General features: G+C 69.5%; 14 protein-coding genes and 2 pseudogenes. 5 read left to right on the top strand and 11 right to left on the bottom strand.

The genetic code is table 11. From position 1 onward, the window contains the following. Positions 1–174 precede the first annotated feature (174 nt). On the top strand, positions 175–954 hold the full coding sequence (locus AB0M26_RS18305; RefSeq protein ID WP_365261918.1) for an SDR family oxidoreductase: 780 nt from the start codon (positions 175–177) through the stop codon (positions 952–954). A gap of 221 nt (positions 955–1,175) precedes the next feature. Then, positions 1,176–2,315, top strand: coding sequence for a hypothetical protein (locus AB0M26_RS18300; RefSeq protein WP_365261915.1), 1,140 nt, complete (start codon positions 1,176–1,178; stop codon positions 2,313–2,315). Between the two features lie 492 nt (positions 2,316–2,807). Here AB0M26_RS18300 and AB0M26_RS18295 read toward each other — a convergent pair whose 3' ends face one another. Both AB0M26_RS18295 and AB0M26_RS18290 read right to left on the bottom strand, forming a co-directional pair. Continuing rightward, positions 2,808–3,458, bottom strand: coding sequence for an HAD family hydrolase (locus AB0M26_RS18295; protein WP_365261912.1), 651 nt, complete (start codon positions 3,456–3,458; stop codon positions 2,808–2,810). Positions 3,459–3,467: 9 nt separating this feature from the next. After that, positions 3,468–4,691: a MerR family transcriptional regulator gene (locus tag AB0M26_RS18290; protein WP_365261910.1), complete on the bottom strand. Its 1,224-nt coding sequence runs from the start codon at positions 4,689–4,691 to the stop codon at positions 3,468–3,470. A gap of 172 nt (positions 4,692–4,863) precedes the next feature. On the opposite strand from AB0M26_RS18290, the gene AB0M26_RS18285 reads away from it, so the two are divergent. Continuing rightward, on the top strand, positions 4,864–5,088 hold the full coding sequence (locus tag AB0M26_RS18285) for a hypothetical protein (RefSeq protein ID WP_365261907.1): 225 nt from the start codon (positions 4,864–4,866) through the stop codon (positions 5,086–5,088). A 580-nt stretch (positions 5,089–5,668) separates the two neighbouring features. Here the strand turns inward: AB0M26_RS18285 and AB0M26_RS18280 are convergent. The 7 genes from AB0M26_RS18280 to AB0M26_RS18250 all read right to left on the bottom strand — a co-directional run bounded on the left by AB0M26_RS18280 (position 5,669) and on the right by AB0M26_RS18250 (position 12,199). Beyond that, a complete protein-coding gene (locus AB0M26_RS18280) occupies positions 5,669–6,721 on the bottom strand; it encodes a hypothetical protein (protein ID WP_365261904.1) in 1,053 nt (350 codons plus the stop codon). A 379-nt stretch (positions 6,722–7,100) separates the two neighbouring features. After that, on the bottom strand, positions 7,101–9,809 hold the full coding sequence (locus AB0M26_RS18275) for a tetratricopeptide repeat protein (protein ID WP_365262111.1): 2,709 nt from the start codon (positions 9,807–9,809) through the stop codon (positions 7,101–7,103). A 266-nt stretch (positions 9,810–10,075) separates the two neighbouring features. Further along, positions 10,076–10,306, bottom strand: coding sequence for an SRPBCC family protein (locus tag AB0M26_RS18270; protein ID WP_365261901.1), 231 nt, complete (start codon positions 10,304–10,306; stop codon positions 10,076–10,078). Further along, positions 10,303–10,491, bottom strand: a complete 189-nt coding sequence (locus AB0M26_RS18265) for a hypothetical protein (RefSeq protein WP_365261898.1) — start codon at positions 10,489–10,491, stop codon at positions 10,303–10,305. The genes AB0M26_RS18270 and AB0M26_RS18265 overlap by 4 nt, the downstream gene beginning before the upstream one ends. 271 nt (positions 10,492–10,762) lie before the next feature. Then, positions 10,763–11,125, bottom strand: a complete 363-nt coding sequence (locus AB0M26_RS18260; protein ID WP_365261895.1) for a helix-turn-helix transcriptional regulator — start codon at positions 11,123–11,125, stop codon at positions 10,763–10,765. Then, entirely contained in the window at positions 11,122–12,009 is an 888-nt protein-coding gene (locus tag AB0M26_RS18255; protein WP_365261892.1) for a hypothetical protein, read from the bottom strand. The genes AB0M26_RS18260 and AB0M26_RS18255 overlap by 4 nt, the downstream gene beginning before the upstream one ends. Before the next feature lie 64 nt (positions 12,010–12,073). Beyond that, positions 12,074–12,199: a hypothetical protein gene (locus AB0M26_RS18250; RefSeq protein WP_365261889.1), complete on the bottom strand. Its 126-nt coding sequence runs from the start codon at positions 12,197–12,199 to the stop codon at positions 12,074–12,076. Positions 12,200–12,649: 450 nt separating this feature from the next. Here AB0M26_RS18250 and AB0M26_RS18245 point away from each other — a divergent pair, with 450 nt between their 5' ends. Further along, positions 12,650–13,000, top strand: a complete 351-nt coding sequence (locus tag AB0M26_RS18245; RefSeq protein ID WP_365261886.1) for a VOC family protein — start codon at positions 12,650–12,652, stop codon at positions 12,998–13,000. A 32-nt stretch (positions 13,001–13,032) separates the two neighbouring features. On the opposite strand, the pseudogene AB0M26_RS18240 reads toward AB0M26_RS18245, so the two are convergent. Continuing rightward, positions 13,033–13,516, bottom strand: a pseudogene (locus AB0M26_RS18240) (transposase); the annotation flags it as partial. On the opposite strand from AB0M26_RS18240, the pseudogene AB0M26_RS18235 reads away from it, so the two are divergent. Continuing rightward, positions 13,517–13,966: pseudogene (locus AB0M26_RS18235) on the top strand (transposase); the annotation flags it as partial. 624 nt (positions 13,967–14,590) lie between these two features. Here AB0M26_RS18235 and AB0M26_RS18230 read toward each other — a convergent pair. Continuing rightward, positions 14,591–14,917 carry a hypothetical protein gene (locus AB0M26_RS18230; protein WP_365261884.1) on the bottom strand — a complete coding sequence of 109 codons (327 nt, stop codon included), beginning with the start codon at positions 14,915–14,917 and terminating at the stop codon, positions 14,591–14,593. Between the last annotated feature and the right edge of the window lie 658 nt (positions 14,918–15,575).

Genomic DNA, 15,575 nt, shown 5'->3' with positions numbered 1-15,575 from the left:
GAGGCGGAACGGCGGGGCGTTGGCGCGTGCAACACACGCGCATGTCGAGTCGATGAGCTTCACGCCCGGTTGGGACGTTCAGGGGCAATCCGTCGCATGGAGCGGACACCTCCGCCGCCCGGGTACCGCCCCGCGTACGCCGTCCCGGCTCCGGCCCCGCGTACGCTGCCGGCCATGACGGAGACCGACAGCACACCGGCAACGCCCGGCGCGAAGGCGGCCGTGGTCACGGGGGCCGGGACCGGGATCGGACGGGCCGTGGCTCTCGAACTGGCCCACGCCGGATGGTCGGTGGTCCTGGCGGGCCGCCGCCTGCCCCCGCTGGAGGAGACGGCGCGGCTGGTCCGGGAGGGCGGCCGGACTCTGGCGGTGCGGACCGACGTCACGCGCCCGGAGGACGTCGACGCGCTCTTCCGCGTGGTCGGCGAGCACTTCGGGCGGCTGGACCTGCTCTTCAACAACGCCGGGAGCTTCGGCCCGGCCGTACCGCTGGATGAACTGGCCCACGAGGACTGGCGGGCGGTGGTCGACACCAACCTCACCGGGGCGTTCCTGTGCGCGCAGGGCGCATACCGGCTGATGAAGGAGCAGGACCCGCCAGGCGGGCGCATCATCAACAATGGTTCCGTCTCCGCCCATGTGCCGAGGCCCGACAGCATCGCGTACACGGCCACGAAGCACGCGATGACCGGCCTCACCAAGTCGCTGTCCCTGGACGGGCGGGCGTACGGGATCGCGTGCGGCCAGATCGACATCGGCAACGCGGCGACGGAGATGACCGAGCGGATGCGCACCGGCATTCGCCAGGCGGACGGAACCATGGCGGTGGAACCGATGATGGATGCCACGGACGTGGCACGGACGGTGCTTCACATGGCGTCGCTGCCGCTGGAGGCGAACGTGCAGTTCGCGACGGTGATGGCGACAGCGATGCCGTTCATCGGCCGGGGATGAGACCGGGCCTCCGCGCAGGGCACCCGGGGCCGCAGACGTCCACCGTGGTGGAATTCGACCGATTCGAGCCACAATTCGACTGAGCGGGAGTATCTCCCTCCTTGGGTGGGGGCGCCGGGTTATGTTGCGGCATGCTCTCCAGGCAGAACTCGTCGGAGCCCTCCCAGGAGGGCCGCCCGGCCGCACCGCACACCCCTCGCACCGAGCCGTACGGTGACGCCGTGGCATGGCCTGCCCCCGCCCCAGCACACCCGCAGGCCGAGCAGGACACCGGAGTTCTCCACTCGGCCCACGACTCGGCGGGCCGCCCCGGCCCCGGCGGCTCGACCCGGGGGCGCGCCTTCCAGGTCACCGCTTCCGTCCCTTTCCTCCTGTCCGCAGATCCCCTCCTGCGGACGAAGGCGGCGAACAGCCCGGCTCCGGCGGAGGTGCGGGACCGCCAACGGCCGCCCGTACGCCCGCAGGAGCGTGCAAGCGTGCCGGAGGGGGACGGGCAAGCGGCGCACGCCCGCGCCACGGCCCGCGCCAACGCCCGTGTCCAGGAGCCGTCCCACCGGCTGGGGCACTCGCACGCGCAGGGGCGGGGGCAGGCGCGCGGGCAGGAGCGGACGTCCGTACCGGCGTGGGCCCAGGACGCGTCGGCAGTACGAGCACCGGGGGCGAACGCAGCAGAGGCGGCAGCGGAACGCGCCTTGGCAGCACAGGCCGTGGCTGGACGACATGCCGTTGCAGCACAGGCCGTGGCAGGACAGGCCGTTGCAGGACAGGCCGCCGCGGCGCGGAACGCGTTTGCGGCGACCGCGCCCGCCGCCGAACCGCCCCCGGCGCGGCTCCCGTACGGCCGGCGGATCGCCTGGGTCATGGGATCGGCCTGCGCCCTCTACGCCACCGGCCTCGTGCTGAGCCTGACCGGCGCCACACCCATCGCCCCGCGGACCCTGCTGCCGCTGCCGGGCGTCCCCACCAGCGCACCCATGGGCGGCAACGAGCGGCAGGGCTGGTTCGGCGACGGTATCGCCGGGCGCAGCGGTCCGTCCGCCTCCTCGGACGGAAAGGAGGCGGACGACGACGCCTCCCCCTCCGCCTCGCCCTCCGCTTCGGAGACATCGGACGCCGCCGGGGAGGCGACGGCCTCGCCGCCCAAGGACGGGAAAGGCGGCGGCGATGTCCCGCACCTGCCCGGAAGCGCGCCTTCGGCCTCGACACCGGCCCAGGACCCGACGTCCACACCGTCCGGCGGCAGTGAACTGCCAAGCGGCGGGCCTACGCCGAGCGCCTCCACCACGCCGCCCGAGCAGACCGTCCCGCCCACGGGCCCGACGACGGGAGGCGGGGGCGAGCCGCCGTCCGGAACGGGGTGAGCCCGGGCACCCCCGCGGGCGGGTCGCCCGCACAGCACCGCAAAGGCGGCCCGCCCGGCATGGAGCCGTCGGCGGCAGGGACACGGGCCCGCCCCCGTCGCTGGGAGGGAGGGAGTGCGACGGGGGCGGGGTGGGCCGCGGAGCGGGGAGAAACGGCCCTGGTTCGAGTGAACCGCGCAATCCGCACAGTGCCGAGGGGCCGTGCAGAAATTCCTCGCGCGGAGCCCGCGTATGTGCGCGGCACGATCGTGTTCCGCAGCGTCACCGGCGCCCCCCCTCTCGACCCCTCTCGAAGGACACCGCGACGCTTCGCGCGCGACACCTGCCCCCGCCGCGCACACCGCGAACCCATCGCGTACGCCCCGGGCCGTCGAGTACACCGCGGCCCGTCGAGTACACCGCGGGCCGTCACGTACGCAGCGGGCCGTCACGTACGCAGCGGGACCGTCGCGTACGCAGCGGGTCGTCGCATACGTCCGCCCGGCCACCGCTCTACGCCCCCAGCAGCGCGGGGAGTTCGGTGAGCGCGCCGATGTGCCAGTCCGCCGCCGCGGCCACCGGACTCCCCGCCCACAGATGGCCCCACGGCCCGCGGCGGATGTGCGCCACCCGCAACCCGGCGGCTTTCGCGGGGCCGACGTCGTTGGCCGGGTGGTCGCCGACGTACACCAGGTGCTCGGGGCCGGTCCGCGCGAGGCCCACCACGCGCTCGAAGAAGCCGCGCTCCGGCTTGGCCGTGCCCCACTCCCCCGAGGTGGCGATCGCGTCGGCCGGGAGGTCGAGCGCACGGAGCAGTTCGGCGGCCCGAGCGCTCTGGTTCCCGGCGATCACGACCCGCAGCCCGTGCCGGCGCAGGTGGGCCAGCACGGGCCGGACATCGGGGTAGAGGTCGCTCTCCTCGAGATGCTCTCCGCACCCCGCGGCCTCACGCGCACGGTACTCGGCGGCGACGTCGGCGCCGGGCTTGGCGATCCTGATGGCGTCCGCACTGTCCCGCCCCTGGGCGACGACCGCCCCGACGAGCGCCGACAGCGCATGCCGCGGCATGCCGAGCCAGTCGGCCCACGACGCCCAGTAGCGGTCGTCGCGCACCAGGGTCTCTCCGACGTCGAACGCCACAGCCTTGATCGCGTGGACAGCCATGCGGGCAGCCTACGGCTCGCGCGGCTCCACCACGTCCTCCACCACATCGGCGACGACACAGCTGACGTTGTCCGGGCCGCCCGCCCGTACTGCGAGGTCGATCAACTCGCGTACCGCGTCGCCCGGGGCGGGTGCCGAGGCCACGACGTCGCGGATGTCCTCTGCGCCGACGACGGCGGACAGGCCGTCCGAGCACAGCAGGTAGCGGTCACCGGCCCGTACCTCGCGCACGCCGAGGTCGGGGGCGAACTCCCCGCCGCCGCCCAGGGCGCGCAGCAGCAGGGCACGCTGGGGGTGCGAAGCGGCCTCCTCCGCCGTGATGCGGCCCTCGTCGATCATCGCCCGGACGAGCGTGTGGTCGTGCGTGATCTGGAAGAAGCGGCCGTCACGCAGGAGATACGCGCGCGAGTCCCCGATATGGACGAGCGCCAGCCGGGAACCGGACCACAGGAGAGCGGTCAGGGTGGTTCCCATGCCGTGGAGCGCCGGGTCGGAGGCGGCCAGTTCGCCGACACTGTTGTTGGCCCGGTGAGCGGCCTCCTCAAGGGAGTTGAGAAGGTTGCCGAGCGGGGCGTCGTCGGTCTCGAGCGCCCTGAGCGCCTCGATGGCGACGGCGCTGGCGGTTACGCCCGACGTACCGGCCGTGTCCGCGGCGGGCGTTGCGGAGACTCCTGCGGAGGGTGCGGCTGTGTCTGATGCGGAGGCGGCCGTCGCGGACGCGGTCGTCGCGGACGCGGCCGCTCCGCCGAAGCCGTCGGCCACGGCGAGCAGCCGCGGGCCCGCGTACGCCGTGTCCTCGTTCCGCTCGCGCACGGTCCCGGTGTCGGATGCGGCGGCGTAGCGGATGGCGAACCCGGGACGGGTGCCGGCGGTGGTGGTTGCCGAGGTCATGGTGGTGGTGTCCTTCCCTGACAGATGGTCGATGAGGAAGGCGACGAGATCGCGCCGCGCGGCGGTGTCGCTCTCGAACTGCGCCCAGTACGCACGGACCTCAGCGGCCGCGGCGCCCGGCCCGGCGTCGCACACCGCCCGGATCCGCGCCAGGGGCATGCCCAGCCGGCGTAGCCAGGCCACCAGCCGGGCCCGCTCGAGCTGGGCCGGGTCGTAGAGCCGGTAGCCGGACGACGGGTCGACGCGTGCGGGCGTGAGCAGCCCGAGCTCGTCGTAAAGGCGCAGCGCCTTCGGCGAGAGGCGCGCCGCCCGCGCGAAGACCCCGATCGTCAGCAGCCGCATGGCCACTCCCCCTCCCCCTCCTCACACCGGGCGGCTGCCCGGTCACCGCGATGCTGGGGCTTCCCCGAAGGGGAAGGTCAACGGCCTGCCGCCGGTTCCCTCTCGCCGAGCCCTCCCGGCCGCGGCCCGCGACCGGGATGCGACGCGGCGGCTCGCGCATCACGCTGTACGTATGGCTGTCCGCCACCCGCCTGTGATCGTGCACCCGCCGTCCCCCTCCGGTGGGCGCCGGGTCACCGTGCACGGGCAGATCGTGGGGCTGGCCCACGGCCGCGGGGACGTGGCCGAATTCCTGCGCGCGGCGGGACTCGACCCTGCCCAGGTCTCGCTGGGCGACCCGACGCTCGTGGAATGGCGCGGCGGCGACATGGACCACTGGCCGCGGCCCGCCGCCTGACGCCTTTCCCGGTACGCCGTCGATCCCCGTACGACTTCGGCCCCGTACGCCTGCGGGACCGGTGCGCCGTCGGCCCCCGTACGCCTGCGGGCCCTTACGTCTTCGGGCCCCGGTACGGCCTGCGGGCGCGACTCGGCCTACGCCTGCGGGAGCGACTCGGTCCACCCTGCTGGTGAGGGCTGCGCGGAAACCGCACCCGCACGCACTACGTCGGTCTTTCGAGCTGGGCGCGCTCCAGGACGATCAAGCTCTGACCTGTGCATGTGCCCGTTCTCGGGCGCCCACCGCGCTCTCGGGGGCCGTTCTTCGCCCGGCAGGGCAGCAGGCGATTGCTCGGGCAAGCACGATTGCTCGGGCAACCGCTGAGGGACTCTTCCCCGTCAGGGCCCCATCAGAGGCCCATCAGAGGCCCATCAGGGCCCCCTCAGAGCTCTGCCGACCACAGCACGTGCGTGATCGCATCCGTTCTGCAATGACCGAACCCTCGAGTTCTTGGTCAGCTCCGTCGGCTTTTCGCGGACCCACGAGACTTCAGGTCCGAGACCGCCGTGACATACGTCAACCGCTCAAGTCGGCGGCATCAGCCTCCCGCAGCCGTGTCCAGCTGCGGCTCAAGGTCGAGCGTGAGCCGGCAGACAGCCTCCTGCACGTCGGTGAAGGCGAGGAGGTAGACGGTGCAGATGCGCGAAGCCCCGTGTGAACGGAAGTAGTCGACACTGGCGGCCACCATGGACTCCACGGTTTGCCGCAGGTCGCCATTGCCCCCGCCGACGCCGAAAAGCGGCAGGACCACGGAGTGCAGTTCCTCACCTGCGGTGTTGAGCCGGTCCATCTCACCCAGCACGTTCCGGACGCACCGCCCGACATCGCCGACCTGCCGGTAGCCGACTCCCGGCTCCCCCTCGACGGCGGCCACATGAATGATGCGCTTCACCTGGTGGCTGTCGGCCAGCCCACCCGGCCCTGTGGTGAGCACGTGTCCCGGCATGATCCGGGACCGACCAGTCATCCGTTCGGCAAGTTCCAAGGCGATGGTGTCGTGGATGAGATTGCCGGATTCATCGCGCCGTCCGCCGTGGTAGCGGATCGTGCCGGAGATGGTGGGCTCGGTGGTCCGAGCCATCTCCATATGCGCGTTCTCCGTATTGACCCAGACATCGATGCCCGTGATGTTGGCGAGATTTCCGGTCACCACGCCAATGCGGTGCTTTCGGTCGCGGCGGAGGGGGACCTCGTAACGAATGCACTGCTGCAGCGGTCTCGGAAGCTGATCCAGCGCTTTCTCGACCGCCGACTCACTCCGTGCCTTGGCGGCCTCTTCGCGTGCCTGGGCCAGTTCGGCGGCGAGTTCGTCGCGCGGACGTGTCTGGGACAGCCAGGTGAAGGAGGCGAGCATGAAGAAGGCAACGAAACCCGCGGCGCCGCCAAGGCTGAAGCCGAGTGCGCGGCCGTCGGAGACGGAATCTGGGAAGACGGTGAACAGGAAGAGCGAGCCGGCCAGCGAGTACAGGAAGATCGACGGGAGTTGCAGGACGTACTGCTGGCCGGCGCGGCGCGGCCCCGAGGACCAGATCTGCAATCCGATACCGGCAACCATGAGGACGGCGGTGACGCCGAGCATCAAGGGGCTCATCCGTCCTTCTCCGTCCGGGCTCGCGGTCGCAGCAGGACGATGAGCGTTGTGGCGTCGCGTAATTCACCGTGGCCGACGCTCTCGGGTAACTGGTCCAACGGAATCCTTTTCGTATGGCTGCGCCGCCGCCTCGGCCGGGCGTCGCCGCCCGGCCCGTCACGGGGTGGCCGTCGTCAGAACCTTGCGAACTGCAAGCGAACCACAGGCACATGAGTGATCGCCATGCGTTTGCGAGGAGACGCAACCGGGCGGAATTCCCTGGTCCGATGAGTTCGATACCTGTTCGGGTGACGGGCCTACGGCAGCGCGCCATTGGGGTTGCGCGCCGTGCGGGCAGAGCGCATGGTGGGGTGGCAAGTTGAGGGCACCGCTTCATGGGCTACGTCTTCGACGTGTTCGAAGGGCACCTGGAGAAACGTACGGACGTCGACCCCACGACCAGCGCGCTCTGTCCCATCGGTCGAGCGCTGTGGATCAAGACGCTGCAGGCCGCCGACTCGTCGGCGGAATCGCTCCCGGGGATTTCCGTGCCTGGCTCGTCGTGGGCCGTCGCCGCCGCCTCGTCGACGTTCTCCGGGAACTGTGCGATCTCGTCGGAGTGGTTCAGCCGCCGGAAGGCGTTCAGAGCGTTCCGGTAGTGGCGCCTCGCGGTGATGTATTCCGAGCGGGCAAGCGCAAGCTCACCCAGGCTGTCGTGGGCATTGGCCTGCCCTGGAAGATTGCCGACCTGCTCGTAGAGGTGCAGCGCACACCGGTGATGCCGCTCCGCGGCACCGAGGTCCGAGCGAACGCGCGCCAACTGCCCCAGACCGTACGTGGCATTGGCCCGGCCCAGGAGATTGCCCACCTGCTCGTAGAGGCCCAGCGCACACCGGTGAAGCGACTCCGCCGCACCGAGGTCCGAGCGAGCGCGCGCCAACTGCCCCAGACCGTACGTGGCATTGGCCCGGCCCAGAAGATTGCCCACCTGCTCGTAGAGGCCCAGCGCACACCGGTGAAGCGACTCCGCGGTGTTGTAGTCCGAGCGGACGCGGGCAAGCTCACCCAGGCTGTCGTGGACGTTCGCCTGCCCGAGAAGGTTGCCGACCTGCTCGTAGAGACCCAGCGCACACCGGTGATGCCGCTCCGCGGTGTCGTGGTCCGAGCGGACGCGGGCGAGCTCACCCAGGCTGTCGTGGACGTTGGCCCGACCGAGATCGTCGCCCACCTGCTCGTAGAGACCCAGCGCACGCCGGAGATACCGCTCCGCGGTGACGTAGTCCGAGCGGACGCGTGTGAGCTCACCCAGACGATGCATGACGTGCGCGCGTTCCTGGGTCTTGGCCCGGGTGTCAACTGCGGCTACCGCGACGCCCAGCACTTCGGGTGAGAGAGCTCCCGTGCTGCCCATGTACGCGATCAGGCCGGTGACGGCCGGCGGGAGTGCGTCGGTGCATCCATGCCGGGCGGAGTGGTCGATCAGGCGCAGGATGTTGCCGGTTTCCTGCTGCAGGCGTTCAACCGCTTTCCCGGTCCCGATCTCCCCGCGCGCGGCCTCTCCCGGGCCGGCTGCCAGATGGCAGTAGAACGTCACGGCGCGGTCGAGGTCGGTTTCGGTGGCCGGCTGCGCTGCGGCGAGGTGTTCGCGGATGGGGGCGAGGACGCGCAGACGCGTCGAGTCGTCGTAGCCCAGGCCGACTTGACGGACGAGGGCGGCGGCGCGGGCACCGACGCCCGGCAGAAGCGTGTCGAGATGGTCGTGCGCGATGCCGTCCGGGAGCCGGCCGAGCAGGCCGAGTAATCGCCGGGCATCGTCGTCCAGCAGGGGACTGGACACGGACAGCCCGACCGAGACCGGAACGCTCAACTCACGGTAACGGCCGCCGGAGCGTTGCAGCAGAGCGACGCTTTCCCGTTCCCAACGGCGGGCGAGCTCGGCGAGGCCGGGTTGGACCTGGGCTGCGTGGGCGAGCAGTTCCACGGCGAGAGGCACACCGTCGAGTTCCCCCAGCAACGCATCGAGAGCGGGGTCGGCTGCGAAGGTCGAGCCGGCGGTGTGCAGGAAAACCCAGCGGGCCTCGGACAGGGCAAGGGGTGGCACGGACACCGGATCCGTCCACGGCACGCGGCCCGGACGGCCGGTGCCACGCAAGGTGACGACCACCGCGACGCTGGGGCGCGCGGTCAACCGGCCCAACAGGTCCTCCGTACCGAGAGGATCGGCCAGCCACGGTGTCTCAAGGTTGTCGAGCGCCAGCGCCGCGGGGGCCCTGTCCAGTTCCGCGAGCACTGCGGCGAGCAGGGATCGGCAACTGCCCGCGTGCACTCCGAGTTCGGCGACCACGGCCGCCAGGAGCGATGCCGCGTCCTTCGCGCGTTCGCACCGAACGAACCATCGTCGAGCCCCGAAACGCTCCGCGACAGCCTCGTGGTGCAGCGCCTTCACGCACACGGTGCTCTTGCCGATGCCCGGGGCTCCCAGCACGAGAACCGGAGTGGGCGGCAGGCCGGTCAGCCCGGCCACCACCCGACCGACCTCGCCGTCGCGCCCGACGACCACGGGCAGCCCCGGCAGATCGGCGCAGCGGGCTTCACCCGGGACGGGGCCGGCAGGGTGTTCCCGGGGCTTGCTCTCCTGCAGAGCCTGAAGCAGGAGGAGTTCCAGTTGCTCGGGGCTGCGGACGCTCTGGACCGTGGCACCGCTCTCGACCAGGCGTGCGCGGAAATCCTGCTGCCGATGCTCGAAGTGACGGTCGAAAAGCGCCTCTCGGGGCATCGCCACCGCGGGCTGGTCATCGAGGAGGAACATCAGCCGTTTCATGCCCACGGCCGTCGCTTCGTTGAACTCCGCCTCGGTGTAGGACACATGGGGTTCATCACGTACGGGAGACCCGTACCGGAAGCCGATGATGCCGACGTACACGTGACACTGGCGGACCTGCTCGCGGCAGTACGCGGCCGGCCGGGTGTCCCGCGCCGTGAAGTAGGCCATGTCGGCGACCGCGTCACCGGCGCGGACCACTGCCTCCTCGGCGGCCTTGACGAATGAACGGCCTTGAGGCCATCGGGACAACTCCGATGTATGGCTTAAGAACACCCGTCGAGGCATACTCACCCCACAAGCCTAGAAACGAACGGGCCGGGACCGCAGAGGTACCAGCAACTCCGCACCCGCTTTCCCGCTCGCCGATCTCTGCGCCTGGGGCGCGGGTCTCGCGAAAGCGGACATCCGCGGCTCGGTCAAGGCTCCAAGGCAGACTCGGGGGTGGGGCGGTCGCAGGAGGGCGGATCGCCACACCGCGCGCGGGTTTGCCTGCCCCCAGGGAGCGGGGCGTGGCGCCCGGCCGTGTCGGTCAATCCCACTCTGCGAGCAGTTCAGTCGGCGGAGTTTCCGTCTCGGTCGCGCAGGTAGCGCTGTTCGAACAGAATGACGTGGGAGTCCTTGGCGGGGAGCAGCCCGTGGTCGAACGCCCGTGAGCGCACGCCCCGCTGGACCCGCTCGCACACGTCGTTGTCCTGCCGGCCGACCAGTTCGTTGAAGTCGACGATCGGGTCGAGGTCGTGGTCCCCGCTGAGCGCGTCGGGGTGGAACAGGTACTCGATCACCAGAAGGCAGCTTGTGGGACCGTGGGTCGTATGCTGGTCAGCATGGCTTCGCTGCCGCTGATGTCGATGAACATGTTGGGGAATACGGTGGCGCCGAAACAGGAGCCCGCCTCCTCGTCGGTCATCCCGGGCAGGCGGGGCACCCCGCGGCCCCCCAGGCTGGTGCGGCCGTCGGCCAGGTCCACTCACGCCGCCGTCCTCACGGTCGTGCTGCAGGACGGCTACGTCCTCGTGCGTGCGACGGTGTCCGCGCATTGATCCGAAGTGGCCCGGCAGGTTCAGCGGGAGATCACCGCGGGACGGTGGTCGTCCGGTCCGCGTAGCGGCAGCGCAGGGATTGGGCCTCGCCGGCCGACCGGCCGCTCCACTTCGCGTGTGATGTGGTCGTGCGAGGGTTTGTGAGGCTCGGGGCTGCACCATCTTGACGGCCCGCCGACTGCTGTCCAGGACATCGCGTCAGGTGCTGTGCGCTGTGATCCAGGCGGCGATTTGTGCGCGGGAGGTGAAGTCGAGCTTGGAGAGGATGTGCGCTACGTGGGCGTCAACGGTGCGCTGGGAGATGATCAGCTTGGTCGCGATCTGCTTGTTCGACAATCCATCGGCGACGAGGTCGGCGACTTCGTGTTCGCGGCGGGTCAGCGGGCTCGACACCGCGACAGCTGTGCCGATGGCGGGCTCGGGTCTGGTACTGCCGGGTGCCCGTACGACGGTCAGGGCGTAGTCGATTCCTGTACTCACGTCGAGCAGCCGGACCGTCACCTTCCGCCGGTCCTCGCGCGCTAGGTCGGGCTCCTTGGGATCCAGCCACGGCAGCGTCACTTCGATCGGTTCGAAATGCTCCTGATGCGTGAGGATCCGCTTCGCGAGCGCCTGGGGCAGAGGGCGTCGCGTTCCTTACCGCCCTTCGGTGGACCGAAGTACAGCTGTGACTTGTATATGAGGATCTGCCGCTCCACGTGCACGAAGCCGTCGTGGACATCGTCTGGGCTGAAACCGAACACCTCCCCTTGGCGGAGTCCGCACCCGACCCCGAGGTCGACCGTGATCCGGTACCGGGCGGCCAGCGCCTCCCGTACGGCAGCGACACGGTCTTGGTCCCAGGCGCGGGCCTTGCGCTCCGGCTTCTTCGGCGGCTTGATCGAGCTGTTGCCCTTGCACGGGTTGCGGTAGAGCCGCTTGTCCTCGACCGCGGCCTGCATGATCGCCTTGAGGTATACCCACGCGACATAGGCCGTGCTCGACGCCACCGCCCTCTGCTCGTCGGCCGACCACTTGCGCAGCTCCGCGACGCCGATGTCCCTGAGCGCCAGATCTCCGAGCGGCGGCAGCACCTGCCCCCAGATCCGGTGCCTCATGCTTTCCAGTGTCTGAGCGGGGTGTACCTGGGACGGCCACCAGTCCTTCTCGACGTACTCACGAAGGCTGATCGCACCGTCTCGGGCGTCGACGAAATCCCCTCGGCGTGCGTCGGTCTGTGCCTCGGCCAGCCATGCCTTGGCGTCCGCGAGGGTGTCGAAAGACCGGTCTCGTACCCCCGGTATCCCCTTGACGCGGTAGCGCGTGCACTTGCCCCACATGGCAGTGCGCTCGCGCTTGCCCGTCTCCTTGTTCGGCCGCTTCTTGAGCCACCGGTGCTCTATGTAGCCCGCCATGCACTCCTTCTCCTTGACCTGGCCATTGGTTCTCGCGGCGCGATCAGACACACAGACGATCTCCGTATGCAGGAAATTCCGAGTGCTGCTGGTTCCTCGAAACCGTTCAACCAGGTCAAGCAGCCCTGCGTCGTTCGCGCTGCTGCGGCGCTTTGTTCAGGGGGTTGAGAGCCGGATTCGACCGCGAGTCCGCCTGCTCCTGCTCGATGAGCCACGTATCCAGCAGGTCCCAGCGGTACATGACCCTCCCCGCCGGGCCCCATCCGGAAGCTGGGCGGACCCTGCCGTCGATGGCGCCACACATAGAGGGTGTTCACCGAAATACCCATGTACTGTGCGGCGTTCTGAACGTTTAGGAACGCAGCTTCAACTCCAGCATTGGACTGGTTACGCATCGCGTGTCTCCGGGGTAAGCGCTGCCGACGCAGCAGACGTTCCGTCCTCCCGCCACCACGCAGCAAAGCCGCACGGACAAATGCTGGCGAGCAAAATCAGAATCCGGAGAATCCGTGATTTGGCTGGCCGTCCCGCCGTAGTAGAGCCAGTGCTGTGACCGCAAAGGTTTGCCGGGTTCGGCGCTGGTCAGGACGTTGCTGAGAGCGGCCGGTTGTCCCACTGAATGCCTTTCCGCTGCGGACGCCGGGCGCGTTTCCCCCGAGCTGTGGGACGCGGCGACGTAGAGTCGGGAGACGTGATCAACGGAGCGCACGTCATCCTCCACAGCCGCGACGCCGAGGCGGACCGCGCCTTCCTGCGGGACGTTCTCGGCGCGAAGAGCGTCGACGCCGGCGGTGGCTGGCTCATCCTCCAGCTGCCGCCCGCGGAAGTGGCCGTCCACCCAACGGACGCGGACCAGAAGCACGAGCTCTACCTCATGTGCGACAACGTCGATGCCACGGTTGCCGAACTGAAGGAGAAGGGCGTGGAGTTCACCGCTCCGGTCAGCGAGCAGCGGTGGGGCAGGCTCACCGCCTTCCGCCTGCCCGGCGGCGGTGAGGTAGGGCTGTACGAACCGCTGCACCCGACCGCGTACGACCTCTAGTGCTGTGGCCGCGTAGATTCCGCAGCGTTGGATCAGGCTGCGGCTTTGAGGGGGCGTCCGCCCCGGCGGATGCCTCTCTCGCTGCGGATGCGGGCGCGTTCCCTGCGCTCGGCGCCAGGACGTCGCGGTGGCGGGCGACGTTGGCATTGCGCCACCGCAGGTAGGCGTGCAAGGCCCGAGTCTCCACGGCGTGGTTGGGGTGGTGGGAGTTGGCGATGGTGAACTGCCGCAGTGTCCGAAGTGGGCTTCGATCGGGTTGGCCCAGGAGGCGTAGGTCGGGGTGAAGCACAGTTCGACCTTGTGTTTCCTGGCCCAGCGGCGGATGTCGGCGCCTTTGTGGGCGGAGAGGTTGTCCAGGATCACGTAGATTGGGGCACCATCGTGTCGGGCGGCGCGTATCGACTTCAGTGCGGTCATCGTGTTCCCGGCGCCCTTCCTCAACCGGTTGATGCCCCACAGGTTGTCGTCGCCGACCGAGTAGCAGCCGTGGAAGTACCGCATGCCGCGGGTGCGGTGGCCGAGGTGAAGGCCCATTTTCTCGCGCACCCGGACGCTGAGATCTACCTGTCGATGCCCGGCATCGGCGAGATCGTCGGGGCCCGGGTGCTGGCCGAGTTCGGCGACGACCCCACCCGCTACGCATCGGCGAAGGCCCGGAAGAACTACGCCGGCACCAGCCCTGTGACCCGCGCCTCCGGCAAGGTCCACACCGTCCAGGCCCGTTACGTCCGCAACAACCGGCTCGCCGACGCCCTCCAACGCCAGGCCTTCTGCTCGCTGCAGAACTCGCCCGGAGCCCGCCGCTACTACGACAAGCAACGGGCCCGTGACCTCGACTACAACCCCGCCCTGCGACAGGTCGGCAACCGCCTCGTCGGCATCCTCCACGGCTGCCTCAAGACCCGCACCCACTACGACGAATCCACAGCCTGGGCCCACCACGGCCAGCTACCAGCGATGGCCTGACTTGACACCTCAAAGTGATGGGATGTCTGACCACCTGGAACATCCACTACAACTACCATCGACCCCACACTGCCGCCGGGAACCAGCCACCGGCCTGCCGACTCCACACAGGCGTCACCAAGCTCGTGGCCTCATACATCCAGTGGCTGTTCCTGCTGACATGACATGCGGACGCTGATTGATGCCACTGCGCCGCTGGGTCAGCCCTCGGGGCTGACCCAGCGGGCTGATCGTTGACGCGAGAGCGGCTGCCATGAGGTGGAAGGCTTGACCGTGAATACACTGGCTCGCTGGGCGGAGCACGGCTTCTCGCGGTCCGACCGGTGAGTTCCCAATTGCCTCGACGCACGTCACCTGCAGGAGGCTGAGGGCCCGAATCCGGACAGGATTCGGGCCCTCACACAGCGATCGCGTAGCCGTGGGGCGGTTCGCATGAACGCGACGCCGTTTCAACGGCCGTCTGGCGAGCGGTTCGCGCGGGGTATCGTCGCTCAGAGCGGGGAACGCTCGTTCCACCGGAGGACGATGCCTATGAGTTCTTGCAACACGCCCGCTGCTTTGCGGGCGGGGTATCGGAGTGCAGCGTGTTCGTCCCGTCTGGTCTCAGGTTCCCGGAACGGCCTCTCAGCCCCCGCCACCGTTAGCGACGGCGATGACTTCCCCGATCGCTTCGGCAAGACTCGGCGTGATGCCTTGTTCGTTGTGGATGTGGACATCGCCCTTGGCCCCGCAGACGACCGTGACCTGTGCGTCGCCGTCTCCCGACTCGGTGCCGTTGCCGCACCGATTGCCCTCGTCGGCGGGCGGGGCGGCATGGCTGCCGCCACCGTGGGCCTGCTGTCCGGGCCGATCGGCGCCGGAGGGACTGTACGCGCTGGCCGCCGTCGCCGATGTTCCGACCAGGGCCAGCGACGCCAGCATCATGCCAGGCACCCTCATCGCCTTATGCATGGAATCTCCCTTCCTGTTCCCCTTCGGCAGGGAACACGCGCGCTAAGCATTCGCTGGACAAGCTGTATCCCGGTCGAAATCGGTAGCGTGTCACTGAATGTGCGCACCCGATCCCCCGAACAGCCCACCACCTTGATGCCGAGCGGCCTCATGCTGGAGTCTCAGGCTGCCCCGGCAAGGAGACCGAACTTGAAGCAGGCCGCTTGCCGCGCTTCGAACCAGGCACGCCTTTTCAGCCATTCGTCGACGCTCTGACCGAGTTGGTCCAGGCGCAGGCAGAGACCACAGGCTTCCTCGTCGTGCGCCGCTGGTCGGAGGTCTTGGAGCGGCACTTCCCGGGCCCCCACTGCCCGATTCCGACCGCACACCGAGTAGGTCTCGTTGTGCTGCCGGGATCTCGGTACGGCGAAAGGGCCTGTGTCCCGATTGGCTGCTCGGGACACAGGCCCTGGGGTCAGCAGGTGGTGAGTTCGCCCACCGGCTGGGGTCTTGGGCGGGTTCCCCCGCGAAGACCTACGGTTCCGTGCAACGAGGGGCCCCTGGGCGGGGTTTCACCTGGCTAGCCTCGCCGTTTCATTTGCGTACGGCTGGCTGGGTCGGAAAACGCGAAAGTGCCTTCCTGACCTGGAACGATGAACCTTGCTGAGGGGTTCTGTCG

It is taken from the genome of Streptomyces sp. NPDC051776 (assembly GCF_040681345.1).
In the GTDB taxonomy this organism is placed as follows: Bacteria; Actinomycetota; Actinomycetes; order Streptomycetales; family Streptomycetaceae; genus Streptomyces.
The sequence above is the reverse complement of the archived record's forward strand: the minus strand, read 5'-3'. Positions and strand labels throughout refer to the sequence as shown.

Excerpts from the sequence above, each read along its gene's own strand:
- AB0M26_RS18305 (WP_365261918.1), top strand. The coding sequence starts at position 175 with ATGACGGAGACCGACAGCACACCGGCAACGCCCGGCGCGAAGGCGGCC.
- AB0M26_RS18295 (WP_365261912.1), bottom strand. The coding sequence starts at position 3,458 with ATGGCTGTCCACGCGATCAAGGCTGTGGCGTTCGACGTCGGAGAGACC.
- AB0M26_RS18290 (WP_365261910.1), bottom strand. The coding sequence starts at position 4,691 with ATGCGGCTGCTGACGATCGGGGTCTTCGCGCGGGCGGCGCGCCTCTCG.
- AB0M26_RS18285 (WP_365261907.1), top strand. The coding sequence starts at position 4,864 with ATGGCTGTCCGCCACCCGCCTGTGATCGTGCACCCGCCGTCCCCCTCC.
- AB0M26_RS18280 (WP_365261904.1), bottom strand. The coding sequence starts at position 6,721 with ATGAGCCCCTTGATGCTCGGCGTCACCGCCGTCCTCATGGTTGCCGGT.
- AB0M26_RS18275 (WP_365262111.1), bottom strand. The coding sequence starts at position 9,809 with ATGCCTCGACGGGTGTTCTTAAGCCATACATCGGAGTTGTCCCGATGG.
- AB0M26_RS18250 (WP_365261889.1), bottom strand. The coding sequence starts at position 12,199 with ATGTACCGCTGGGACCTGCTGGATACGTGGCTCATCGAGCAGGAGCAG.
- AB0M26_RS18230 (WP_365261884.1), bottom strand. The coding sequence starts at position 14,917 with ATGCATAAGGCGATGAGGGTGCCTGGCATGATGCTGGCGTCGCTGGCC.